Consider the following 21,784-nt stretch of genomic DNA (forward strand, 5'->3'; position numbering starts at 1 on the left):
ATAAGATTATAATCCTGAACACCAAAGCTCACACGCCTAAACCCTAAATCATACAATACTTGTAAATGTTCTGCAGTAGTGTTGTTAGGATGGCCTTCAAAACTAAATTCGTAATCCTTTGCTATCTCAGAAACTTTAAGCAATTCGGAAATGAAGAACTTTAAATTTTCGGGTGAAAAAAAAGTCGGTGTGCCACCTCCAAGATGCAGTTCCTTTATTTTGGGCTTTACTCCTAATAATTTTCGGTACAAACTCCATTCTTTTAAAACCGCACTAATATAGGGCAACTCAACTTCATGACGCTTGGTGATACGTTTATGGCAACCACAAAATGTGCAAAGACTTTCACAAAATGGCAGGTGCACGTACAGGCTTATACCCTCTTCTTTGTTAGATTCGTCAAAGGACTTTTTAAGCACTTCTTTCCATTCGTATAACGAAAATGAATCCGCATTCCAATACGGAACCGTTGGGTAACTGGTATAGCGTGGACCTGCCACATTGTATTTATTTACTAACTTTTGACACATATTTATGATTGTCTTATATCAAATTTAATTGTAAGGCATTGTAAAAAATATGATTTTTGTCATGTAACGATTTAATAAACAGTTAAATGCTAAAAAGCTCTTCGTTTGAAGTTACCCTTGCCGATAAGCAGAGTATTATTCTGCCAGAAACCCCCATTGCAAATTTCATAAAAGGAAATCATAAGCGCGTTAAGGTTATCGCCACTTTTGAAAACCAAAGTATTGAATTTTATGCGGCCTTAAAATACGAAAAATCGGGTCTATATCGCATCTATTTTAGCAAAGCAAAGCAAAAAGTATTAGGTGTTTTTATGAACGATTATTTTGAGTTGCAGGTGTTTGAAGATAACTCGAAATATGGTGTGGACATATCCGAAGAATTGGAAGCTGTTCTACTAAGCGATTATGAAGCTTACACCATTTTTGAAAATCTCACACCAGGCAAGCAACGCAGTATCATCTATGCCATATCACGTTATAAATCCTCTCAAATGCGCGTGGATAAAGCTTTAATTTTGACTGAAAATTTAAAACGCGGCATTACCGATCAAAAACTTTGGTTAAAGAAGCATTGATTTCTTTTTGCAGTTGCGCAATTATCTGCTTAACTTTACTCAATAATCGAGCTTAAGCAAGAAGAATTTTGATTCTAAAATCGGTAAAGATTCTTCTCGACTTTTTTAGGCTTAACCTAAGGTCATAAACCAAAAACTAAAAAACATATCATGAAACATCTAAAACTTACCTTATTAGCCTTCAGCATTATTTTTGCAACAGCCTGTAAAAACGATAAAAAAGAAACAGAGGAAGTCGACACCACAGAGCAAACTGAAAGCAAAGAAACATCTAAAATTGCAATCGCACCACTTACGGATTCACCAGCCTATACAGATGCCAAACTTATGCTAGACACTCCTGAAACCATGACTATGGCTGAAGCTGGTGAAGTAGATTTTAATTTTACCCTAGAAAATTATGTCCTTGGCGACCAAACCGATAGCCCTAATGCTCAAAAATTGGCGAATTCTGGCAAAGGGCAGCATATCCACTTTATTTTAAATAATCAACCGTATTCAGCGCACTATGAGCCTAATATTAAAAAGGAAATTCCAGAAGGTGTACACCACTTAGTAGCTTTTCTAAGCCGTTCGTATCATGAGTCCGTAAAAAACGACAATTCTATGGTAGTGAGAAAATTGGAAGTTGGCGAAAATGCCCAAGACAGTTTAGGTCTAGACATGGATGCACCAACATTGATTTATAGCCGACCAAAAGGCACCTATGTTGGGAAAGATACCGACAACTTGTTGCTAGACTTCTTTGTATTGAACACAGAATTGTCAGAAACCGGTAACAAAGTTATAGCGACCATCAATGGCGAAGAATTTACTATTTCGCAATGGTTACCTCATGTGGTGACTGGTTTGCCAATGGGAGAAGTAACCATTAATTTACAGTTAGTAGATGCAGAAGGCAACAACATCCCAGGTCCTTTTAATACGGTTGAGCGCAAAGTAACGTTGAAGGCTGAATAATAAAAAGAATATAACAATGACAAAAAGGTGTAGCGTACGCTACACCTTTTTGTTAAAAGCATCATTTTTAAACTGAATAAAATTGTTAACATTAATCAATGAGCACATTTAAAAGGGTTCCTGTTATTATCCTAAATGGATTTCTTGGATCAGGTAAAACCACACTTTTTAGAAATCTTTTATATCAATCAAAAAAGAAAAGCATACATGTTTGTGCTATTGTTAATGATATGAGCGAACTTGATGTTGATGGTGAGCTACTTGGTAATATCGATTTTATTGAGGAAGACAAAAGTATCTTAGAGTCCATTCACTCTTACGTTTTAAGCAGTAAAAAAGGAATTGAACTACTTGATCGGGCCATTCAAAAATTAATATCAAGTCAAAATCCAGAATTGATTATTATTGAAACTTCAGGAAGCTGCCATCCTATGCCGCTTATAGAATATTTTAAAGAACAAACACAAGTTAAACTAAATGGAGTATTCGCTTTAGTCGATAGTTTAATGTTGACTCACGACTTTAATTATGGGGAAAGTCTAATTCCTAGAATGCAGCATAACTTAACTCAGAATAAAAGAGATACTGTAAATTTATTAGTAGAGCAAATTTTGTTTTGCAGTCATCTTATACTAACCAAAGCAGATCGTGTTGAAGAAGCTAAAATGTTACAAATTGCATCACATATTCAGGATATAAACCCATATACATCCATACATTCTGTGTTATTTGGCAATCTAGGAATTGAATCTTTATTTGAGCTCGATGAATATGATTATTTTAAAGTGGCACAATTAGTTGAGGAATTAAAACCAGTCTTGGAAGCTGAGGAAAAAGCCGATCGACCTTATGATCTTGCAACACGAGTCATAAAGGATGATCGCCCATTTCACCCACAACGTTTATGGGACATCTGCCATCAATACCTCGACAAAAGAATTTATCGTAGTAAAGGATTTTTTTGGCTTGCTAGCAGAGACAAACATTCACTACTTTGGAATCAGGCTGCCGGAGGCATCAATCTGGAATTAGTCGGAACTTGGCGTTCTGGGATCGTTGAAGATGAGCATCACGGTCTCTCAGAAACGGAGATAAAACTGCTAAAAGAACTATTGGCAAAAGAATCAGGACGTTTTGGTGATCGTCACTGCGATCTTACCGTAATTGGAGATAAAGCACAAGTGGATCGATTTACGGATGCACTAAAATCTTGCTTTCTAACAGATGAAGAAATAGCGCACTGGGCTAATGGTTATGAATTTGAAGACCCTTGGCCTAAAAACCTCGTGAAAATAACAAATTAAATTTTGTAATAAATAAAACTGTTAATTTACAGACACAAAAAGTTATTTTATTCATAACGGCTCATCCTGACAACTATTGATAAATCTCAATCTTTAGTCACATCTCTCGAGCAAAGGCTCATTAAAACTCTAGAAATTAAAACATAATTTTCACAAACATTATTGCAACTAAGTTGCATTTAAATATTTATTATTAATTTTATTCCCCTAATTTTTTTGACACAACTCTTATAATCATGACAACTTTAAACAAACTTCCAGTAACAGTATTAAGTGGCTTTCTCGGAGCTGGAAAAACGACATTACTTAATCATATTTTACATAATAAACAAGGTCTCAAAGTTGCCGTTATTGTTAATGATATGAGTGAAGTCAACGTTGATGCTGAATTGGTAAAAAGTGAAAACATACTCTCTCGTACCGAAGAGAAGTTGGTCGAAATGAGTAATGGTTGTATTTGCTGTACACTTCGAGAAGACTTAATGATAGAAGTAGAACGATTGGCTAAAGAAAATCGATTTGACTATCTACTTATAGAAAGTACTGGTATCAGTGAGCCAATCCCTGTTGCCCAAACCTTTTCTTTTGTAGATGATGAAAATGACATTGATTTATCACGCTTCAGTTATGTCGATACTATGGTAACTGTAGTGGACGCATTTAACTTTTTTAAGGATTTTGGCAGTCCAGAAACTCTAATGGATAGAGAGCTTACCGATATTGAAGGAGATTACCGTACCATTGTTAACTTATTGACGGACCAAATAGAGTTTGCCAATGTTATTATTCTTAATAAAACTGATTTGGTCTCTGAAGATCACCTCACCATATTGAAAGCGACTATCCAAAAATTAAATCCTTCAGCACATATTATTGAGTCGAGTTACAGTAGAGTAAACCCTAAAGAAATTTTAAATACTGGTTTATTCGATTTTGAAGAAGCCGAGCAAAGTGCAGGATGGATAGAAGAACTTAGTAAAGACGAACACACACCTGAAACTGAAGAATATGGGATTTCTTCTTTTGTATATCGTACAAAAAAACCTTTTGATCCAGAACGATTTTTAAATTATATTCAAAATCAATTTCCTGATAATATCATCAGAAGCAAAGGCTTATTTTGGTTGGCATCGCGACCTGATCAGGCTTTAGTTTGGGGACAAGCCGGTGGTTCTTTAAATGCAGAAAGCGCTGGTGTATGGTGGAGCAGTATGCCCTTTGAACATCGCATTCAACAACTAGCATTCGTAGAAAATAAGGATTTGATTGAAAGCGATTGGGACATTACCTTTGGTGACCGAAAAAATGAAATTGTTTTTATAGGTTTAGACATCAACGAATCGCTTATAAGAGCACAATTAGACAATTGTTTATCTTCGGACGAAGAATTAGCCACACAACGATGGATGGAGGGTTATAAAGACCAATGGCCTGTGGATAGAGCTTATGCTTTGTGATTAGTTAACTAACAAACGTTTTAAATAAGTGATTGAAAATGAATAAGATATGAAAATAAGAATATCGATAAGCTCATTGCTTTTAGCTTCAACGCTTATTTCATTTTCCCAAAACTTTTATTTTCCTAAAAAAAATTACAATGATAGTACCATATTAGCTAAATCCTTACCAAAACTAGCTGAGCAACTACAAGAATCATTGACGATATCTTGGACAGAAGTATCAATGAATACAAAAATGAATCTAGCTTTAGCGGCTAAGCAATATGAGAATGCCCTTATTTACCTAGATTCGCTAAGACTACCTTTTAATGAAGATTATAAATATGGTGTATTTGTCCCTTATGAGGTCTATGCTAAAGTTCAAAATAATATAGATGATAATACTACCTTTAAAACACTTTTAGAATCCCAATTTACCCAAACATTTACTTCAATTAATGTACCATCGCAAGAAATTATTGAGAGTAATGCTATGGTTTCTGTTGATGGTTTTAAAAAGTCCTTCGAGACCATTTTAGAACAACGGAAGGCCAGTGATACCATTCAGATGAAAGAAGCGATTCAACTTATTAGAATGTTCAATGTTTATAACGTTTTTAAGGAAACTGTTCCAACGTTAAAAAGTGTGATTGAAACGTACAGTCAAAAAACTTACACTATTGAAACAGCCAATATTAAGGTACGAGATAGCAGTAAATTACGGGCCCATATTGTACGGAAAAAGAACAGAGAAGAGAAACGACCAACAGTCTTTATTTTTAATATTTATGCTGATTCCATACGTGATATTGGGAGAGCAAAGTTTTATGCAAATAAAAATTACAACTGTGTTGTTGCTAATACCAGAGGAAAATCAATTGAAGGCAAAGAAATTTCACCTTTTGAATATGATGGGAAAGACGCTCACGATATCATAGACTGGATAAGTAAGCAGAATTGGAGCAATGGAGAAGTGGGCATGGTTGGTGGCAGTTACTTAGGTTTTGGACAATGGGCAGCTACTAAGCAACTTCACCCTGCACTAAAGACCATTATGCCTCAGGTAGCTGTGGGACCTGGAATTGATTACCCAATGAACGGTAATGTATTTATGAGTTACATGCTTCGCTGGATAAATTATGTAACCTCTAACAGAACAACCGACTATAAAGACTTTTCAAATGTCATTAAATGGAACAGTATTTATAAAAAATGGTATGAGAACGGGGCTTCATTTCGCTCTCTAGATAGTATCGAAGGACGGCCAAATACAGTTTTTCAACGCTGGTTAGACCATCCATCTTACGATTCATTTTGGCAAGATATGGTACCTTATAAAGCAGATTTTTCAAGAATTGATATTCCAGTTTTGACCACTACTGGTTATTTTGATGATGACCAAATGGGTGCCTTATACTACTACAAACAACATCATAAGCATAATCCAGATGCTGAGCATTATTTGATTATTGGCCCTTATTCCCATGGCGGTGCGCAACTTTATCCAGAGAAAGAAGTGTATGGCTACAAGGCAGATTCAGTAGCGACCTCATTTAATTTTAGAAATCGTTCTGTAGAATGGTTTGACCATATTTTAAAAGGTACACCACAACCGTCATTTCTTAAAGATAAGGTGAATTTTCAAGTTATGGGAACAAACACTTGGTACCATAGCAATTCTTTATCAGAAATGAGCAATGACACCTTAACCTTGTATTTTAGCACTACAAAATTGGGTGCGAATTACACTTTAAGTCCAAATAAGTCCGCAGGTTATATTGAGCAAAAAGTAGATTTTAAAGACCGTAGTGATACCGTGAATTTTAAATTCGAAGTGCTAAAGGATTCCATTACTTCTGATATCCCAAATTCGGTAAGCTATGTTTCTGAACCTTTTGAGAAGCCTACCATTATAAGTGGCTCATTTATAAATTCCATTAAAGCATCGATTAATAAACAGGATGTTGACATAGTTATAAAGATTTATGAACTTATGCCAAATGGAAAGTACTTTAGCTTGTTTTCAGCCAGTGGCTTTAGTACCTTGCAAAGAGCAAGTTATGCCATGGATAGGACCCAACGTCAACTGCTTCAACCCGAAAAAAAGGAGACCATAAATATTAGTACATCCTATATAACATCTAAGCAAGTGGATAAAGGTAGTCGATTGGTAGTAGCTTTAGGTATAAATAAAAACCCTAATTGGCAAATTAACTATGGGACTGGTAAGGATGTTAGTGATGAAACCATAGCGGATGCCAATGAGCCATTAATCGTCAAATGGTATGGGGATAGTTTTATTAAAATACCTATATTGAAAGAATAATAAAAAATGACTAATATTCATCTCAAATTAAATATACAGGCTAACATGTCTAGACATTTATTTCAAACAATACTTTTTTTACTTTACTGTGTTCTGGGCAACTTTCAAACAATAGCCCAATCAAAAAAAGAACCGCTTTCATTCAACGATGTTAGACAATGGCGTACCCATTCGATTACCTTATCTGACAATGGAGAATGGTACACTAAGCTATACAGCTTGTTCGATAAACCTGAGTCTGAAAAAGATACCATTACGGAACAAAAGTTGGAAAACTATTTTGATGATAATAATCAAACCGACATACTTTACATCTGTAATTCTAAGGATGGCATTAAATATAAAATTCCAGACGGTAGAAGACCTGCATTTTCAAGCGCATCAGATTGGGTAGCTTATCAAATAATACCAAAACCTAAAAAAGATAAATCCAAAAAGGATAAAGAAGAGGAAACCTTCATAGAACTAAAACACCTCAAGTCTGGTTTTACGGTAAAATATAAGTCGAGTGCAAAGTATCAATTTCTTGATGGGAAAAATTATTTCATTACTTCAGATAAAAAAAGCCTCTTAATATATGATTTAAATCATAGACGGGAACACTATATAGGCAACATTGGAGAATATGTAATCAATAAAAAATCAGATTACATTGCCTATACTATAAACTCAAAAGACAATCGTGGTAATGGTATTTATTTATACAATCCAAAACTAATGACCACCAAAGCTGTTGAAACGAGTAATAAGGTGTATTCTAATTTATCTTGGAATCATGACAATACTAAGTTAGCTGCCTACAAGTATCAATTACTTGATGATGAAGTAGACTATATCAATATGGAAATTAATGTGTTTAGTGCTTTGGATTCAAACTCTGTTAAGTCAGATAAATACGCAGTAAAAGGTATTAAAGAATTACCCGAACTTATGGGCCCAGCAACAAAATCTGGTGCAATTGGTTGGAGTAAAGATAATGAACGTCTATTCCTAAAACTCAAAACATATCCAGCTAAAGAAGACGAGAAAAACAAAAGTAAAAAGGATGACCAAGAAGCATCTACCGTTCAGGTATGGCATTGGAAAGACAAAAAGCTCTTGTCTGAACGCATAATGGAATATGATGACAAACAAAATGAGGTTTACGAGGCTATCTTCTTCAGAAATACAAATACTCTTGCACAATTAACAGGTGAAGAAATTCAAAAACTTATTCGTAGTGAAGGTACAGACCAGTGGGCCATTGGCACAGATAATAGGGAGTATATTTCGGATTGGGATATATATAAAAACGATTTATATCGAATTAATCTTAAAACTGGTGACAAAAAGTTAATTGAAAAAGAATATCGTTCCAGATATAGTACAGGTATAGAAATCTCACCAGATGGTGATAACGCGATCCTATGGGATGGAGCCAACTACTGGTCCTATGATTTTGAAAAGGGTACGAAAGAAAATATATCAAATGAAATTTCTTTTATAGATAAGGAATATGACAAATTCGGTTATAGCCCAAATTATGGCTTTGTAGGGTGGGTTAAAAATCAAAATGCTGTTATTGTAAATCATAAGCTAGATTTATGGTTATTGCCTTTAGATAAGAATGAAAAAGCTCAAAATCTTACATCAGAACTAACTTCCAAGGATTCCATACGCTTTCGATTTGAAGACTATAGTTTTGCATACGAACCAGAAATTGAGGATAGATATATAGATTTTTCAAAACCAAATTTCCTATATGCTTTTAATACGCAAACTAAGTATGCAGGCTACTATAATTTGCAAAATGGAAAATTAAAAAAACTCATTTATGGTCCTAATGCTTACGCTGATCCTTACCGAAGATACACCATAACAAAAAGTAAGAATACTGATGTTATTGTTTTTAAAAAAGGAGATTACCAAAACTTTCCTGAAGCTTATTTAACACAATCAGATTTTTCAAGACCAAAAAAAATAACGAATACTAACCCGCAACAAGAACATTTTAAATGGGGAAAAAGGATACTCATAGATTATACTAACGATGATGGAGTACCGCTTCAAGGTATATTAAGCATTCCCGAGGACTACAAAAAAGGAGAAAAATTACCTATGATTGTGTATTCATACGAAAAGCTTTCTAATGGTAGATATAACTATGCGATACCTTATTTAAATGGTGCAACTGTTCCTGAAATGTTATATGTATCCGAAGGTTATCTGTTTTTAAGACCTGACATCCATTTTAATGTTGGCACACCACATTCTGACATGCATGAAAGTATTGATGCCGCTATAGAAAAAGTTATCGCCTTAGGATATGTTGACGAACAAAAAATAGGTTATGAAGGCTTTAGTTTTGGTGGTCATTGTGGTATGTATATGTCAACGCAAAATAATAAATTTGCAGCTATAGCCGCTGGCGCTGGAGTTAGTAACTTGGTTCAAGGATTTAATATAGATATTGTGCGAGATGGTAGTAACGAACAAGATTATTACATGACAGGCCAAGGAAGGCTTGGTACAGACCCTACATCTAATACTGAAATGTATATTTCAGAATCACCTGTATTTAATGCTGCTACAATGAATACGCCACTCTTACTTTTCCATGGCACAGCGGATAAAGTCGTACAATGGGAACATTCATTTGGCTTCTACAGTATTTTGCGTTATCTTCAAAAACCAGTTGTTTTTCTCTCATATTTGGATGAAGGTCATGGTATGAGACAAGAAAATAATCGACTCGATGTTCAAAAAAGACTAAAAGAATACTTTGACCATTATCTAAAAGGTGCAACAGCAAAAGATTGGATGATTGAAGAATTACCATATACACCTAGGGAAAAGTCAAAAGAAAAGGACAAAAGATCACTACCTAAATGGAAACAGATACAACCATAAACTATAGATAATTAATTAATATTAAACAACTCATAACAGAATGAAACATAAAATGAAAAGACTAAACTATCTTCTAATTGCCCTCCTATTTACTTTACCTACATCGCTCTTTGCTAACGAAGGCATGTGGTTTTTAATGCATATTGAACGTCTTAACCATCGCGATATGCAAAAGATGGGACTTCAGTTAACCCCTGAAGAAATCTATAGTATTAATAATCAAAGTTTAAAAGACGCCATCGTGCAGTTTGGTGGTGGTTGTACTGCAAGTATCATATCTAGTAATGGTTTGGTACTTACAAATCATCACTGTGGTTATAATGTGATAGCCGAATTATCAACTGCTGAGCAAAACCATTTAAAAAATGGTTTTTGGGCACAATCCTTAGATCAAGAACTAAAGCCACAAAGTTTATCCGTAAGATTTTTTGTGAGAATGGATGACGTTAGTGAACGAATTCTGTCTAAGGTTAATGATGCAATGACAGAGAAAGAACGTGAAGCGGCTATTAATAAAGAGATTGCTAAAATTCAAGGAGAAAATAATGGCGGTGGAAAATATACGGTCTCAGTAAGGTCTTTTTATCAAGGCAACGAATACTATTATTTCGTATATGAGGATTATACGGATGTAAGATTGGTGGGCACACCACCGGAAAGTATTGGAAAATATGGAGGAGATACTGACAATTGGGAGTGGCCACGTCATACAGGAGATTTCTCTTTATTCAGAGTATATGGAGACGCTAATGGTCAACCTGCTCAATATTCCCCTAGCAATGTTCCACTAAAAGCAAAATATCATTTACCAGTTAACATCAATGGTGTAAAAGAGAATGACTTTGCCATGATTTTGGGTTATCCGGGACGTACAAATCGTTGGATGCCTGCGGAAGGCATAGAGCAAAATGTTAAGTATGCTTATCCTGCTTGGGTTGAAGGCTCCAAGCTTAGTATGGATGTTATGAAAAAATATATGGATGAAGATGAATCCGTAAATCTAATGTATGCATCACAATATGCAGGAATTGCCAATTATTGGAAAAACCGACAAGGTATGATAGATGCCTTAACCAAACACGGCACTGCAGCTACCAAACGTAAAATAGAGGAGAAATTTAATAAGTGGGCCAACAAATCGAAGAACAAAGCCACTTATGGCGACGTAATAAGCACCATTAATAACTATTACAGCCTCACAAATGAAAAAGCACAACACGACAATTATTTATTGGCTTTATTACGTTCAAGTATGTTCGCTGTACTTCCTTACAGAATTGGAAGCGGCCTAGAAAACTATGTTTCATCGAACGAAGCAAAACGCAAAGAGTTAGGTCCTCGATTATCTGCATTCATTAATAATGCTTACACAGACTATCATTTGCCCTTGGAAAAGGAGATTTTGGCAGAACAACTAAAATTATATAGTTCTAAATCTAATTATGAATTACCTGAGTTAATTAACGAAATCGCATCCAAGGAAGATATTAATGCGTATGTTGAAGCTATGTTTAATCTTAGTATGTTCTCATCGAAAGAACGTGTAGCAGCATTTTTAGACTACCCTGACGCTGATTTATTGGCAAATGATCCACTTTATAAGTTATCATCAGCATTATTGACAAAATACAGGGAAGAACCCGAAGCACTTCAGCAACCTTTAAATGATTACCAAAGATCATTCAGGTTACTAGTCAAAGGATTGCGCGCATCTGAAATAAGTAGAATAGAGTATCCTGATGCAAATTCCACGCTTCGATTATCGTACGGTAAAGTAAGAGCTTTACCTAAAGACGCAAGAAACGATGCTGCAATTAATAACTACACCACCTTTAAAGGCGTGATTAATAAATACAAGCCAAATGATCATGAGTTTGATTTGCCTAAAGATATGCTTGAGTTTTTTGAAAAGAAAGATTATGGACGTTACGCCAATGAAAAGGGACAACTTTCAGTAAATTTCTTAACGGATAATGACATTACTGGAGGAAACTCAGGGTCACCGGTTCTCAATGGAAAAGGAGAACTAATAGGCTTGGCTTTTGACGGCAATATTGAAGCCATGGCAGGAGATGTGATATTTGATAAGGATTTACAACGTACCATTAACGTGGACATTCGATATGTCCTTTGGTTAATAGACAACTATTCCGATGCCAGAAACATTGTGGACGAATTAACGATTGTAGCAGAATAACCTTAATTTTTAATATTAAATACGTTGTTATGAAACTAAAATTTCATAACAACGTATTTTATTTTTAGGGATTTGGTAAGACCTCATTTAATTACCATAAAAAGTAAAATTCAAGTAAATCATCTTTAAAATTAATATTGTATTTTTAAAAGTTAATAAAATCAATCTTTTAATACCAATCTAGTTATGTTACAAAGAAAATTTGACGACCTTGTGAAAGCAGAATTCCCAGGTGCTATGGATGCTAAAGACACCTCTATTCATTATCTAGGAAAAATGCAACTCGAGTATAAGATAGACATTTCCAAAGTGTTGATGGCGACATCCGTATGTTCAGATGATATAAATGTCCCTTCAACAACATTCTTTAATGTATTATTTGGCCCATTTATTATGGGAGGATTAGGAGGGCTTCCTTTCGCTGGACAAACAGGTATGACGGCATTTGCCCACCATATTCCAGATGGTGGTAGTGCCTTCATTTTTTATGGCCCTCATATTGGTGTTACACTTGATGGTGAATTGGGTAAAATGTACAGACCACGTCAAGAAGAAACTGGGAATTCGTGCGGTGCACTTATGCTAGCCTTAAATCGATTTGAGGATAGTAAGTATAAACCTGTATTAAATGATGATGACTATCAACAAATGAAACTTGAAGAAAGTTTATTACCCTACCGAGATGATATTCTAAATAGTGATAATCCTCAAAAGGCTATCACCGAAGCCACTTATAAAATTATAGATAAAAAAGTCCATGATCACATTAAAACATGTAAGGATGAGTTTCATGTAGATCGCGTTACACTTTTGGGTGGTATTATCATTAATACCGACTATGGCTTAGATGATTATTTTGCGGTAAGAAACTTTGAGGTCATCTACCTTAAGCATTTATAATACAGAGTAATTACCGAATAACATTTGATATACAGTTGTAGAAAATTTATTTTCTTTTGGGTAAAACCAACCATGGTAACTATTGTGTGCGATTTACTAAATCAAATTGAGGCTTAGACAACTCAAAAAACCATTGTAAGTAATTGTCCTTCGCCTACTTAAAAAACATTCCAACAGTGTTTCAGGTAACAAAGAACTCATAAATGCTCAACGACAGATTTCTAAACTATATCAGCAACTATATAAAGCTTAACAAAGACGAGTTGGAGTTACTCAATTCTAAAGTTAATGAACGTACCTATCTTAAAAATCAGTACATCGTTCAGCAAGGAGATGTCTGTAAAAGTGCTAATTTTATTATTTCTGGTTGTACCAAAACCTTCTATATGGATGAAGAGGGCCAAGAGCATATCGTCATGTTTTCTATTGAAGATTGGTGGACCTCAGATTTGGGCAGCTTCATTACCCAAACCCCAGCCGATTTTAACGTACAATGCCTAGAACCCACAACGTTAGTTCAATTTACCTACGAACACTTAGAAGAGCTCTACACCCAAATTCCACAAATAGAACGTCTGTTTAGAAAAATCATTGAACGCGCTTTTGTTGCCTCTCAAAAACGGATTATAAGAAATTTTAGTCTTGATGCTAAGGAGCGTTATAAAGTATTTAGATCTAAATATCCTGAAATCGATCAGCGCGTACCACAATATATGATTGCGTCTTATCTTGGCATTACCAAGGAATTTCTAAGCAAAATAAAGAGCAAACTCATCCACGACTAGCAAAATATTAATCTAGTTTAACTTCATTTCATATTCTAGTTCATTTTTTAAGGATTTAATGTTAGAGACCTTTGTACCATAACATTAAATACACAAAAGATGAATACATTATTAGACAACATCAGTACCATTAATAGCATGATTTTAGAAGGCAAGGCTTTAGAAGCTTTCGATCAGTTTTATCATGAAGACGTTGTAATGCAGGAAAACGATAACCCCATTGTAAAAGGTAAAGTAGCAAACCGCCAACGCGAAGAAGAATTCTTTGCCTCTATTACAGAGTTTAGAGGTGCACAGCCTTTGAATGTTACGGTTGGGGAAAATACCACGATGGTCGAGTGGCATTTTGACTATACACACAAAGATTGGGGAGAACGCAATTATACCCAAGTGGCTCTACAAGAATGGAAAAATGGAAAAATCATCAAAGAAAAATTCTACTACAGATCTTGAATAACAAAATTAAATCACCAAAAATTATGAAAACAATAAAAAGAATAACAGCAGTCATTTTCATTGCCTTTATGACCTTCTCATTTACAACCTTAGAAAAAACTAATAAAAAAGTAAGTGCAGACAAAAGTACAGTAACCTGGAAAGGCTATAAAGTAACAGGCTCACATACAGGACAGATTTCCATTAAATCTGGAACCTTAAGTTTTAACAACGATAAGCTTACAGGAGGTAACTTTGTCATCGATATGACGACCATTAGCGTTACTGACTTAAAAGGAGACTATAAAACACAACTTGAAGGCCATTTAAAATCGGATGACTTTTTTGGAACCACAAATCATCCTGAAGCAAAATTGGTTTTCACCAATGTAAAAGCAAGTGGAAAAAATGCTTATGAAATTACAGGGGACATCACCATTAAAGGCAAGACTGAAACCATCGAATTTGATTTATCCATTTATGGTAATAAGGCTACAGGCTCATTGAAAATTGATAGAACAAAATTCGATGTAAGATATGGCTCAGCCAGCTTTTTTGATAATCTAAAAGACAAAGTCATCTATGACGAATTCGATATTGTGGTCGATTTGGAATTCTAAAAGGTAGCGCTATGGCTTATAAAAAACTGCATTGATTACAATGCAGTTTTTTTATGGATTTACTTCTTACCTTGAATAATTAGGCGCTTCCTTGGTGATTGTAACATCATGCGGATGACTCTCATGAATACCGCTCGCTGTAATTTTCACAAAGCGTCCTGTTTCCTGTAAAGTAACAATATCCTTTGCACCACAGTAACCCATACCAGCCCTTAGTCCACCAACAAATTGGTGAATACTTTCAAACAACTCACCTTTATATGGCACGCGACCTACAATACCTTCAGGCACTAATTTTTTAATGTCGTCCTCTACGTCTTGGAAATAGCGATCCTTACTACCTTGTGTCATGGCTTCTACAGAACCCATTCCTCGATAAGATTTAAACTTTCTCCCTTCATAAATTATGGTTTCCCCTGGACTCTCTTTAGTTCCTGCTAAAAGGGACCCTAACATCACCGTATCCGCACCAGCAGCAATAGCCTTAGGAATGTCACCCGTATAGCGAATACCACCATCAGCAATAACAGGTACACCAGAACCTTTAATTGCCGCAGCTACTTCGAGCACGGCTGAAAATTGAGGGAAGCCAACGCCAGCAACTACTCGGGTTGTGCATATGGAACCAGGTCCGATACCTACTTTAACGGCATCAGCACCCGCTTCTACCAAATATCTAGCAGCTTCACCAGTTGCTATATTACCGACTATAACTTCTAGATTTGGAAATTTATCTTTTATCGATTTAAGAATACCAACCACACCCTTAGTATGACCATGTGCGGTATCTATTACTACTGCATCTACTCCAGCGTTAACTAGTGCTTCTGCTCTATCAACTGCATCTCCTGTAACACCTATAGCAGCAGCTACCCTTAGTCTACCATATTGGTCTTTGTTGGCAATTGGTTTTTGTGTGACTTTAGTGATATCCCTAAACGTAATTAAACCTGCTAATTTATCGCCTTCAACAATCAATAGCTTTTCGATTTTATTGGCTTGTAAAATAGCCTCTGCATCTTTTAAGGATGTTCCAACAGGTGCCGTCACTAAGTTTTCGCCAGTCATTACCTCAACAATAGGTCTGTTGTTATTATGCTCAAAACGTAAATCACGATTGGTAACAATCCCTTTTAGTATGCCATTTTCATCAACAATAGGAATCCCACCAATGCTATGGTCGCGCATGGCATTTTTAGCATCAGCAACAATGGCATCTAAAGGCAAAGTCACCGGATCTATGATCATACCACTTTCGGCACGTTTTACACGTCTTACTTTTTGGGCTTGATCTTCAATAGTCATGTTTTTGTGAAGTACCCCTATACCACCTTCTTGTGCCATAGCAATGGCCATTCGGCTTTCTGTAACCGTATCCATTGCTGCAGAAATCACAGGAATGTTTATCGTAATGTTTCGTGTAAATTTTGTTTGAATATTAACTTCGCGCGGAAGTATTTCAGAAAATGCCGGAACTAATAGGACGTCATCGTAGGTAAGACCTTCACCTAGGATTTTATTTTCGTGTGCTGTCATGATGCAATTCAGATATAATTGCGTGCAAATTTACGCATTTTATTTCATTTAATTAGGATTTGCTTTTACCTTAATCGTAGATCCTTTGATATATGTGGGAATACATTATTGACTTAGTTATCAATAACAATCCATCTTTATCTGCTCGTTATTTTCAAACGCACTTAAAGGTTGCTTTAATTTTGATTTTGTTATCCTATCTAAAACTTCCAAAACGCGATTCTGCATAGCTATGGAACCACAAATCATAATGACCCCTTCGTTATTCAAAACCTTGCATATCAAATCTTCTTTTTCCTTTATCACATCTTGTACATAAACCTTTTCATCTTGCTCTTGTGAATATGCGATATGAAAGCTTTCTAAATAGTTTTTCTTAAATGCTTTTTCAACAAATTCTGAATACAACTGAAACGATTCTTGTGTGCGTCCGCCCCAAAATAAATGTGTTTTTATGTCAATAGTATTCTCATTGATCATCCCTAAAAATGGGGCTATTCCTGTCCCGTTGGCTATCATGATGACTTCCTTAGCGTATGATGGAAAATGGAAATCCAAATTCCTTTTAATTTTTGCTTTAGCCATATCATTTTGTGTTAGGATGCTTAGTTGTTTAGAGCAAATCCCTAATTCGTGCTTTTTAATGCTGAGTAGAATGGTACCATCCACTCTACCGATAGAATATTGTCGTTCAACATGGTCTTCTTCAGGATAAAAGGCCAATAAATCTCCAGATTGAAATTTTTGTTTTTTTAGAGGTTTTAATTGTAATAAAAATGTATCGTCAATGTTGCATCCTGAATTATGGATAATTTCTAAATCCTTCAGCTTCTTTCTATTGACTTGTGGTTGACTAAATACAATCTTTAAGTCTTGACCTGTACTATCATTCCATTGTTGTATCCAAGATTTAAAAGCTTCAATAGACTGGTTATTAATCTTGAAAAGTGGCAAGATTGGTATATAATTAAGATGTTTTTGAAGCAGTGCATCAACCACTATAGCATATTTACAAAAGTCTGGATACATCAGAGACCCAAAACCGATAACAGCATAAGCTATTTGCTGTTTTTGCTTAACGGTTTCAAATATTTTTTCGAAGTTTCTAGCATTTGATGGTGCCTCACCTTCACCATAAGTCGCCGTAAACACAACCAAATGTTTTGCCTTTGGATAGGTTGAATAATTATTAAGTTGGTCTAGATAAACGATTTTCTTATCATTGATTAGTGCATCAAAAAACTGTTTAGCAAAACGATTTGTATGGCCTGTTTCGGAACCTACCAATATAATATACTCTGCTTCATCCTTAGAATATGTATTTTTAATCTTTGTGTTATCTTTTTTGCGCTTTAGTGCCATGGCAAAACCAGAATACATAAAAAACAAAATGGCAAAACAACTCAATAGCAGAATAACAGCCCAAATGATAGTCCCTTGACCTGTATGCAATACTAAACTCCAATTTGAAGCTAAGGTCACCAATGGAATTTCTGCTTTACTGATGATGGTTCCATTGTACTGATTAACGTATAATTCCTCATTCTTTAGTTCTAAAATGAAATAATCCTCTTCATCATTAGAAAAAGGAAACTCCAAAGTCTTTAATTGACCAAGCGTAGTGGATTTAAATATTTCGAAATCTTCAATTCCGATTCTACTTAGTGTCGAATTGTTTTCATTTTCAACATGTACCAACTTATCAGATGGCAACAAATCGAACTTTTCAAGTGACAAAAAAACACCAGTCAACGTAATGATGATTATTGGAATCAAAGTATATCTACCTAAAACAACATGGTAGTATTGCTCAAAATTTTCCTTAACGACTTTGGAAAAGAACCGTTTAAATCCTCCTTGACGCTTCAAAATCAATTTTATACCAGTAATCGCAATAAGAAATAGAAGAAAAGAAAAGAAGCCGACTAGAAAGCGCCCTGTAGATTTTAAGAATAATGAGCGATGTAGATTAGTGGCAAATTCAAAAATAGGTTTCTTTTTGATGAGATTACCTAATTTTTCTGCTGTAAGGGGATTGATGTAAAACGTCTCGCTCTTTCCATCTTTTGTAATCACTGACGCCATTACAAAATCATTCTTATCAATATTTAGGGTAAGGATTTCATCATATGTATTCTGCAAAGTTCCTAGTGTTTTAGACAAGGATAAATTCTTAGCATTATCCACAGCATAAGGTTGCACCTGATTTGAAATAGGTTCGAATGCCAAGATAATACCTGTGACCGTTGCAATAAAAATGAATATAGCAGAAGATACAGCCAATATTAAATGACTGTATCTCCATATCGAAATCGTCATATTCAAACTTTGATTATTGCGGCATTAACCGAATATATCGGATAAATCCCTTGCCTTCCACCTTACTCTTTACAGACTCTGAAGTTAACTCAAACTCCACATCATCTGCATAGTATTCCTGATCTTCAACAGCAGTTTCAAATCTAATTTTGTAGCCACTGTCAATCTTTTCATCTTCAATTTCAATAACACTAATAGCGCGTTCACCACCACTGATAGTTGCGCCAGTTATAGCATCAATATCTGTACGTACTTTACCGTGAAATTTCCACCACTCCGTAATATCAAAATACCATTCGTCATCATCGCCAAGCACATATAGTGTCTTTTCGTACTCTCCTTCCGGATTTAACAACGAAATCACGATATAAGCACCTTCACCTGTGTAATTCGTCAACTGAATCATACATTTATAAGTCGAGGATGGTTGTTTCAGAGTAAACCCAAATAATATAATGGCTAAGACGAGTAAAGGTGCTTTTTTTATTACTTTAAAATCCTGCATGCTATTTTAAGAAATTGATATTGACATTATTTTTTTGAAGTAGTTCATTCTCACTGGCCAAATCATATACCGATTCTTCAAAATCAGTTTTAACGGATTTATCGGCACCAATGGAAATGAGATACTTTAACATATCTTGATTTTTAGCTTTCATAGCTGCCAAATGCAAGGGTGTTAAGCCATCATTATTTTTAGTGTTGACATCAATTTTGAATTCATGAACACGCTTCAACAAATCGATATTGTTTTTTTCAATGGCTAAATGATAAAGTGTTTTTCCTTGTCCTTGTACTTTAGACATCTCTAAACCTGCTTCAGTTAACAGTTTTAATTTAGCATCAAAAGTAGCTGTATCATTACTTCGGTAATTGTTTAGCAACTCATAAACTAAAGAATTTCCTTCTTTGTCAATAGTGCTTACATTAGCACCTTTTTTCAACAAGAAATTTACAACCTCAATATCATTTCTGCTCACAGCCATAGCCAAAGCAGAACGTCCATCGGTGTTAACCATATTAATGTCTTTAACATATTGCAATAAAAATGTTACGACGTCTAAAGAATTTCGGCTAGCGGCATTGATAAATGGTGAATGTCCATTCTCATCTTGCAGATTAATGTCAACACCATTTTCTATAAAGAACTTAAATAGGTCTAAATCCTCACTATCATAAGCGATATTATGCAATGGGTTTTTTCCTCCACTACCGACAACATTAATAGCAATGCCCTTACTTTCTAAAAATTGATAAGTCTCCAAAGTGTTTTTACGCCCTCGCAAACCTTGACTAGCGAATATAACAGCATTGCCGCCTTTAGAATTAAGATTTTTGTATGGCAAACCCTTTTCAATCAACAGATTTAAAAACTGAACATTACCACCTTTAGCAGCGTAGTTAAAGATGCCGTTGCCATTATTATCAGTGCTTTTTATATCAATGCCTTTAGAAGTAAAATAATTATTTAACCAAAAATCCTCTAAAAACGGAGCAACTAATAATAAGGCATTGGCACCATCATGATTTGACTCTTTTGATGCATCAGCACCATGATCAAATATAAAATCATACAGTTTGGTATTGGTCTGGCCTGTGACTGCTGCAAAATTCAATAGTGAATATCCATGACTATCAATAATGTCGGTCTTAGCTCCATGCTTTACAAGATATTGCATCATCTCAAGATTATCCTTGTAAGCGGCCCAGAAGATATAGGTTCTTCCATCGTGCGTTAGCTTATTAACTCCATTGCCTTCTTTAGATAACAAATACTTGACCGTTTCATTATCTACTTTTTCAATAAGGGCATAAGTAATAGCGTCAAACGCATTTCGATTTAATTCAGAAATGTCGTGCCCTTCCACTATTTTTTTGTCGATATCAGCAATGGAAGGGTTAGATTTCCAATAATCCCTGTCTAGGAAAACATTCGATTCCTGAGCAAAAAAAGGTGAAACAAAAAGTATAATGACAATACTTAATATTAGATTTCTCCTTTTCATTAGATACTACTTTTTACGAAAGATTCGATAACCTTTTCTATATCTTCTTTTGCTATCATTTCTTCATCAAAAAGATGTTTATGCAATACTTTGTTATCGACTTTAGCTTCAAGATTTAAGTCCTTATTACGACTATATACATCATCCCATTTAGCTCTTACCATTACCCATTTATCATAATTTGTTTTCCACCAATCTTGGGCTGCCTGACAACGGCTGTCATCTACTTTTTTATAAGTGTTATAGCCTTTTTCTTTTGCAAGAATCACGTCTTCTTTTCCAGCTTCGCGAATGACCTTGTCATTATCCTGATCGTGTACCCAACCATAATCTGTAATCTCGTGTCTATTCCCTCTCATAGTAATATTGTAGTCGCTGCGCTTCGTGTACTCACGTCTAGGTAATGGTGCGGTAGTTGTATTTTCCCAGTAGCTTTTACCGTTTATATGAACCCAAGTTCCAGATCCTTCATAACGTGGACTATCATCGACTTGAAATACTTTTTGTGTCCATTGTCCCTTAACGTCACTCTTGTCTTTTTCTTCAAACAACCATTCGTTATCGCCATTGTACATATAAAACTCTGTGTTTTCGAACAACCAGTCTTGTCTCCAGTGTTTTACAATCATTGGCTCATCTGGTCTTCCTACTTGAAGTATGTGTTGAATAGAGACTTTATCATTTTCGTCTACCACTAATTGTCCCCATTCTAAACCTCTATCAGTTTTGGTCTTTGATGGTTTATACAACGAATCCTGACTATAGTGAAAGGTTTCCGCAAAATTAAAAGTGACTTCAAAACAACCACACATTTCCTTAATGGCTTCTCTATCTTGTTTTTTCTTTTTTTGGGCATTAACAGTTAATGACATTACAAAAATTAAGCTTGTTAATAGTGCTACTTTTTTCATTTTTAAAGGTTTTGTTTTTTTTGATAAAATTTTCTATTCTTATTTAGATTGA

17 protein-coding genes are annotated in these 21,784 nt (G+C 35.0%); 11 read left to right on the forward strand and 6 right to left on the reverse strand.

The genetic code is table 11. From position 1 onward, the window contains the following. On the reverse strand, window positions 1-530 hold a 530-nt coding region (locus Q0992_RS09405), incomplete at its 3' end, for a radical SAM protein (protein WP_299522950.1). Between the two features lie 86 nt (window positions 531-616). On the opposite strand from Q0992_RS09405, the gene Q0992_RS09410 reads away from it, so the two are divergent. The 11 genes from Q0992_RS09410 (at window position 617) to Q0992_RS09460 (ending at window position 14,960) form a co-directional block, all read left to right on the forward strand. Next, window positions 617-1,105, forward strand: a complete 489-nt coding sequence (locus Q0992_RS09410) for a YdeI/OmpD-associated family protein (protein WP_299522953.1) — start codon at window positions 617-619, stop codon at window positions 1,103-1,105. 150 nt (window positions 1,106-1,255) lie between these two features. After that, the gene (locus Q0992_RS09415; protein WP_299522956.1) at window positions 1,256-2,065 is read left to right on the forward strand and encodes a hypothetical protein; all 810 of its coding nucleotides are present in this window, start codon (window positions 1,256-1,258) and stop codon (window positions 2,063-2,065) included. A gap of 98 nt (window positions 2,066-2,163) precedes the next feature. Continuing rightward, window positions 2,164-3,369: a GTP-binding protein gene (locus Q0992_RS09420; protein WP_299522960.1), complete on the forward strand. Its 1,206-nt coding sequence runs from the start codon at window positions 2,164-2,166 to the stop codon at window positions 3,367-3,369. Between the two features lie 236 nt (window positions 3,370-3,605). Next, the gene (locus Q0992_RS09425) at window positions 3,606-4,826 is read left to right on the forward strand and encodes a GTP-binding protein (RefSeq protein WP_299522963.1); all 1,221 of its coding nucleotides are present in this window, start codon (window positions 3,606-3,608) and stop codon (window positions 4,824-4,826) included. A gap of 49 nt (window positions 4,827-4,875) precedes the next feature. Further along, window positions 4,876-7,134, forward strand: coding sequence for a CocE/NonD family hydrolase (locus tag Q0992_RS09430; protein ID WP_299522966.1), 2,259 nt, complete (start codon window positions 4,876-4,878; stop codon window positions 7,132-7,134). 45 nt (window positions 7,135-7,179) lie between these two features. Then, the gene (locus tag Q0992_RS09435) at window positions 7,180-10,023 is read left to right on the forward strand and encodes a prolyl oligopeptidase family serine peptidase (protein ID WP_299522969.1); all 2,844 of its coding nucleotides are present in this window, start codon (window positions 7,180-7,182) and stop codon (window positions 10,021-10,023) included. A gap of 52 nt (window positions 10,024-10,075) precedes the next feature. Continuing rightward, a complete protein-coding gene (locus tag Q0992_RS09440) occupies window positions 10,076-12,220 on the forward strand; it encodes a S46 family peptidase (protein WP_299522972.1) in 2,145 nt (714 codons plus the stop codon). A gap of 186 nt (window positions 12,221-12,406) precedes the next feature. Next, on the forward strand, window positions 12,407-13,120 hold the full coding sequence (locus Q0992_RS09445; protein WP_299522975.1) for a hypothetical protein: 714 nt from the start codon (window positions 12,407-12,409) through the stop codon (window positions 13,118-13,120). Between the two features lie 203 nt (window positions 13,121-13,323). Then, window positions 13,324-13,905, forward strand: a complete 582-nt coding sequence (locus tag Q0992_RS09450; RefSeq protein ID WP_299522978.1) for a Crp/Fnr family transcriptional regulator — start codon at window positions 13,324-13,326, stop codon at window positions 13,903-13,905. A 99-nt stretch (window positions 13,906-14,004) separates the two neighbouring features. Beyond that, a complete protein-coding gene (locus tag Q0992_RS09455) occupies window positions 14,005-14,358 on the forward strand; it encodes a nuclear transport factor 2 family protein (RefSeq protein WP_299522981.1) in 354 nt (117 codons plus the stop codon). Between the two features lie 26 nt (window positions 14,359-14,384). Continuing rightward, complete coding sequence (locus Q0992_RS09460) at window positions 14,385-14,960, forward strand: YceI family protein (protein ID WP_299522984.1); 576 nt, start codon at window positions 14,385-14,387, stop codon at window positions 14,958-14,960. A gap of 66 nt (window positions 14,961-15,026) precedes the next feature. Here Q0992_RS09460 and guaB read toward each other — a convergent pair whose 3' ends face one another. The 5 genes from guaB to Q0992_RS09485 all read right to left on the reverse strand — a co-directional run bounded on the left by guaB (window position 15,027) and on the right by Q0992_RS09485 (window position 21,732). Further along, the gene (gene guaB / locus Q0992_RS09465; protein WP_299522987.1) at window positions 15,027-16,496 is read right to left on the reverse strand and encodes an IMP dehydrogenase; all 1,470 of its coding nucleotides are present in this window, start codon (window positions 16,494-16,496) and stop codon (window positions 15,027-15,029) included. A gap of 120 nt (window positions 16,497-16,616) precedes the next feature. Further along, window positions 16,617-18,815: a PepSY domain-containing protein gene (locus Q0992_RS09470; RefSeq protein WP_299522990.1), complete on the reverse strand. Its 2,199-nt coding sequence runs from the start codon at window positions 18,813-18,815 to the stop codon at window positions 16,617-16,619. 13 nt (window positions 18,816-18,828) lie between these two features. After that, on the reverse strand, window positions 18,829-19,320 hold the full coding sequence (locus Q0992_RS09475; RefSeq protein WP_299522993.1) for a DUF2271 domain-containing protein: 492 nt from the start codon (window positions 19,318-19,320) through the stop codon (window positions 18,829-18,831). Window position 19,321: 1 nt separating this feature from the next. Next, window positions 19,322-20,821, reverse strand: coding sequence for an ankyrin repeat domain-containing protein (locus Q0992_RS09480; protein WP_299522996.1), 1,500 nt, complete (start codon window positions 20,819-20,821; stop codon window positions 19,322-19,324). Next, window positions 20,821-21,732 carry a DUF6607 family protein gene (locus Q0992_RS09485; RefSeq protein ID WP_299522999.1) on the reverse strand — a complete coding sequence of 304 codons (912 nt, stop codon included), beginning with the start codon at window positions 21,730-21,732 and terminating at the stop codon, window positions 20,821-20,823. The genes Q0992_RS09480 and Q0992_RS09485 overlap by 1 nt, the downstream gene beginning before the upstream one ends. Window positions 21,733-21,784: the final 52 nt, after the last annotated feature.

It is taken from the genome of Winogradskyella sp. (genome assembly GCF_028289625.1).
Lineage (GTDB): Bacteria > Bacteroidota > Bacteroidia > Flavobacteriales > Flavobacteriaceae > Winogradskyella.

What these genes read in the sequence shown, in the direction of transcription:
- Q0992_RS09410 (WP_299522953.1), top strand. Translation starts at nt 617, where the DNA reads ATGCTAAAAAGCTCTTCGTTTGAAGTTACCCTTGCCGATAAGCAGAGT.
- Q0992_RS09415 (WP_299522956.1), top strand. Translation starts at nt 1,256, where the DNA reads ATGAAACATCTAAAACTTACCTTATTAGCCTTCAGCATTATTTTTGCA.
- Q0992_RS09420 (WP_299522960.1), top strand. Translation starts at nt 2,164, where the DNA reads ATGAGCACATTTAAAAGGGTTCCTGTTATTATCCTAAATGGATTTCTT.
- Q0992_RS09425 (WP_299522963.1), top strand. Translation starts at nt 3,606, where the DNA reads ATGACAACTTTAAACAAACTTCCAGTAACAGTATTAAGTGGCTTTCTC.
- Q0992_RS09430 (WP_299522966.1), top strand. Translation starts at nt 4,876, where the DNA reads ATGAAAATAAGAATATCGATAAGCTCATTGCTTTTAGCTTCAACGCTT.
- Q0992_RS09435 (WP_299522969.1), top strand. Translation starts at nt 7,180, where the DNA reads ATGTCTAGACATTTATTTCAAACAATACTTTTTTTACTTTACTGTGTT.
- Q0992_RS09440 (WP_299522972.1), top strand. Translation starts at nt 10,076, where the DNA reads ATGAAAAGACTAAACTATCTTCTAATTGCCCTCCTATTTACTTTACCT.
- Q0992_RS09445 (WP_299522975.1), top strand. Translation starts at nt 12,407, where the DNA reads ATGTTACAAAGAAAATTTGACGACCTTGTGAAAGCAGAATTCCCAGGT.
- Q0992_RS09450 (WP_299522978.1), top strand. Translation starts at nt 13,324, where the DNA reads ATGCTCAACGACAGATTTCTAAACTATATCAGCAACTATATAAAGCTT.
- Q0992_RS09455 (WP_299522981.1), top strand. Translation starts at nt 14,005, where the DNA reads ATGAATACATTATTAGACAACATCAGTACCATTAATAGCATGATTTTA.
- Q0992_RS09460 (WP_299522984.1), top strand. Translation starts at nt 14,385, where the DNA reads ATGAAAACAATAAAAAGAATAACAGCAGTCATTTTCATTGCCTTTATG.
- guaB (WP_299522987.1), bottom strand. Translation starts at nt 16,496, where the DNA reads ATGACAGCACACGAAAATAAAATCCTAGGTGAAGGTCTTACCTACGAT.
- Q0992_RS09470 (WP_299522990.1), bottom strand. Translation starts at nt 18,815, where the DNA reads ATGACGATTTCGATATGGAGATACAGTCATTTAATATTGGCTGTATCT.
- Q0992_RS09475 (WP_299522993.1), bottom strand. Translation starts at nt 19,320, where the DNA reads ATGCAGGATTTTAAAGTAATAAAAAAAGCACCTTTACTCGTCTTAGCC.
- Q0992_RS09480 (WP_299522996.1), bottom strand. Translation starts at nt 20,821, where the DNA reads ATGAAAAGGAGAAATCTAATATTAAGTATTGTCATTATACTTTTTGTT.
- Q0992_RS09485 (WP_299522999.1), bottom strand. Translation starts at nt 21,732, where the DNA reads ATGAAAAAAGTAGCACTATTAACAAGCTTAATTTTTGTAATGTCATTA.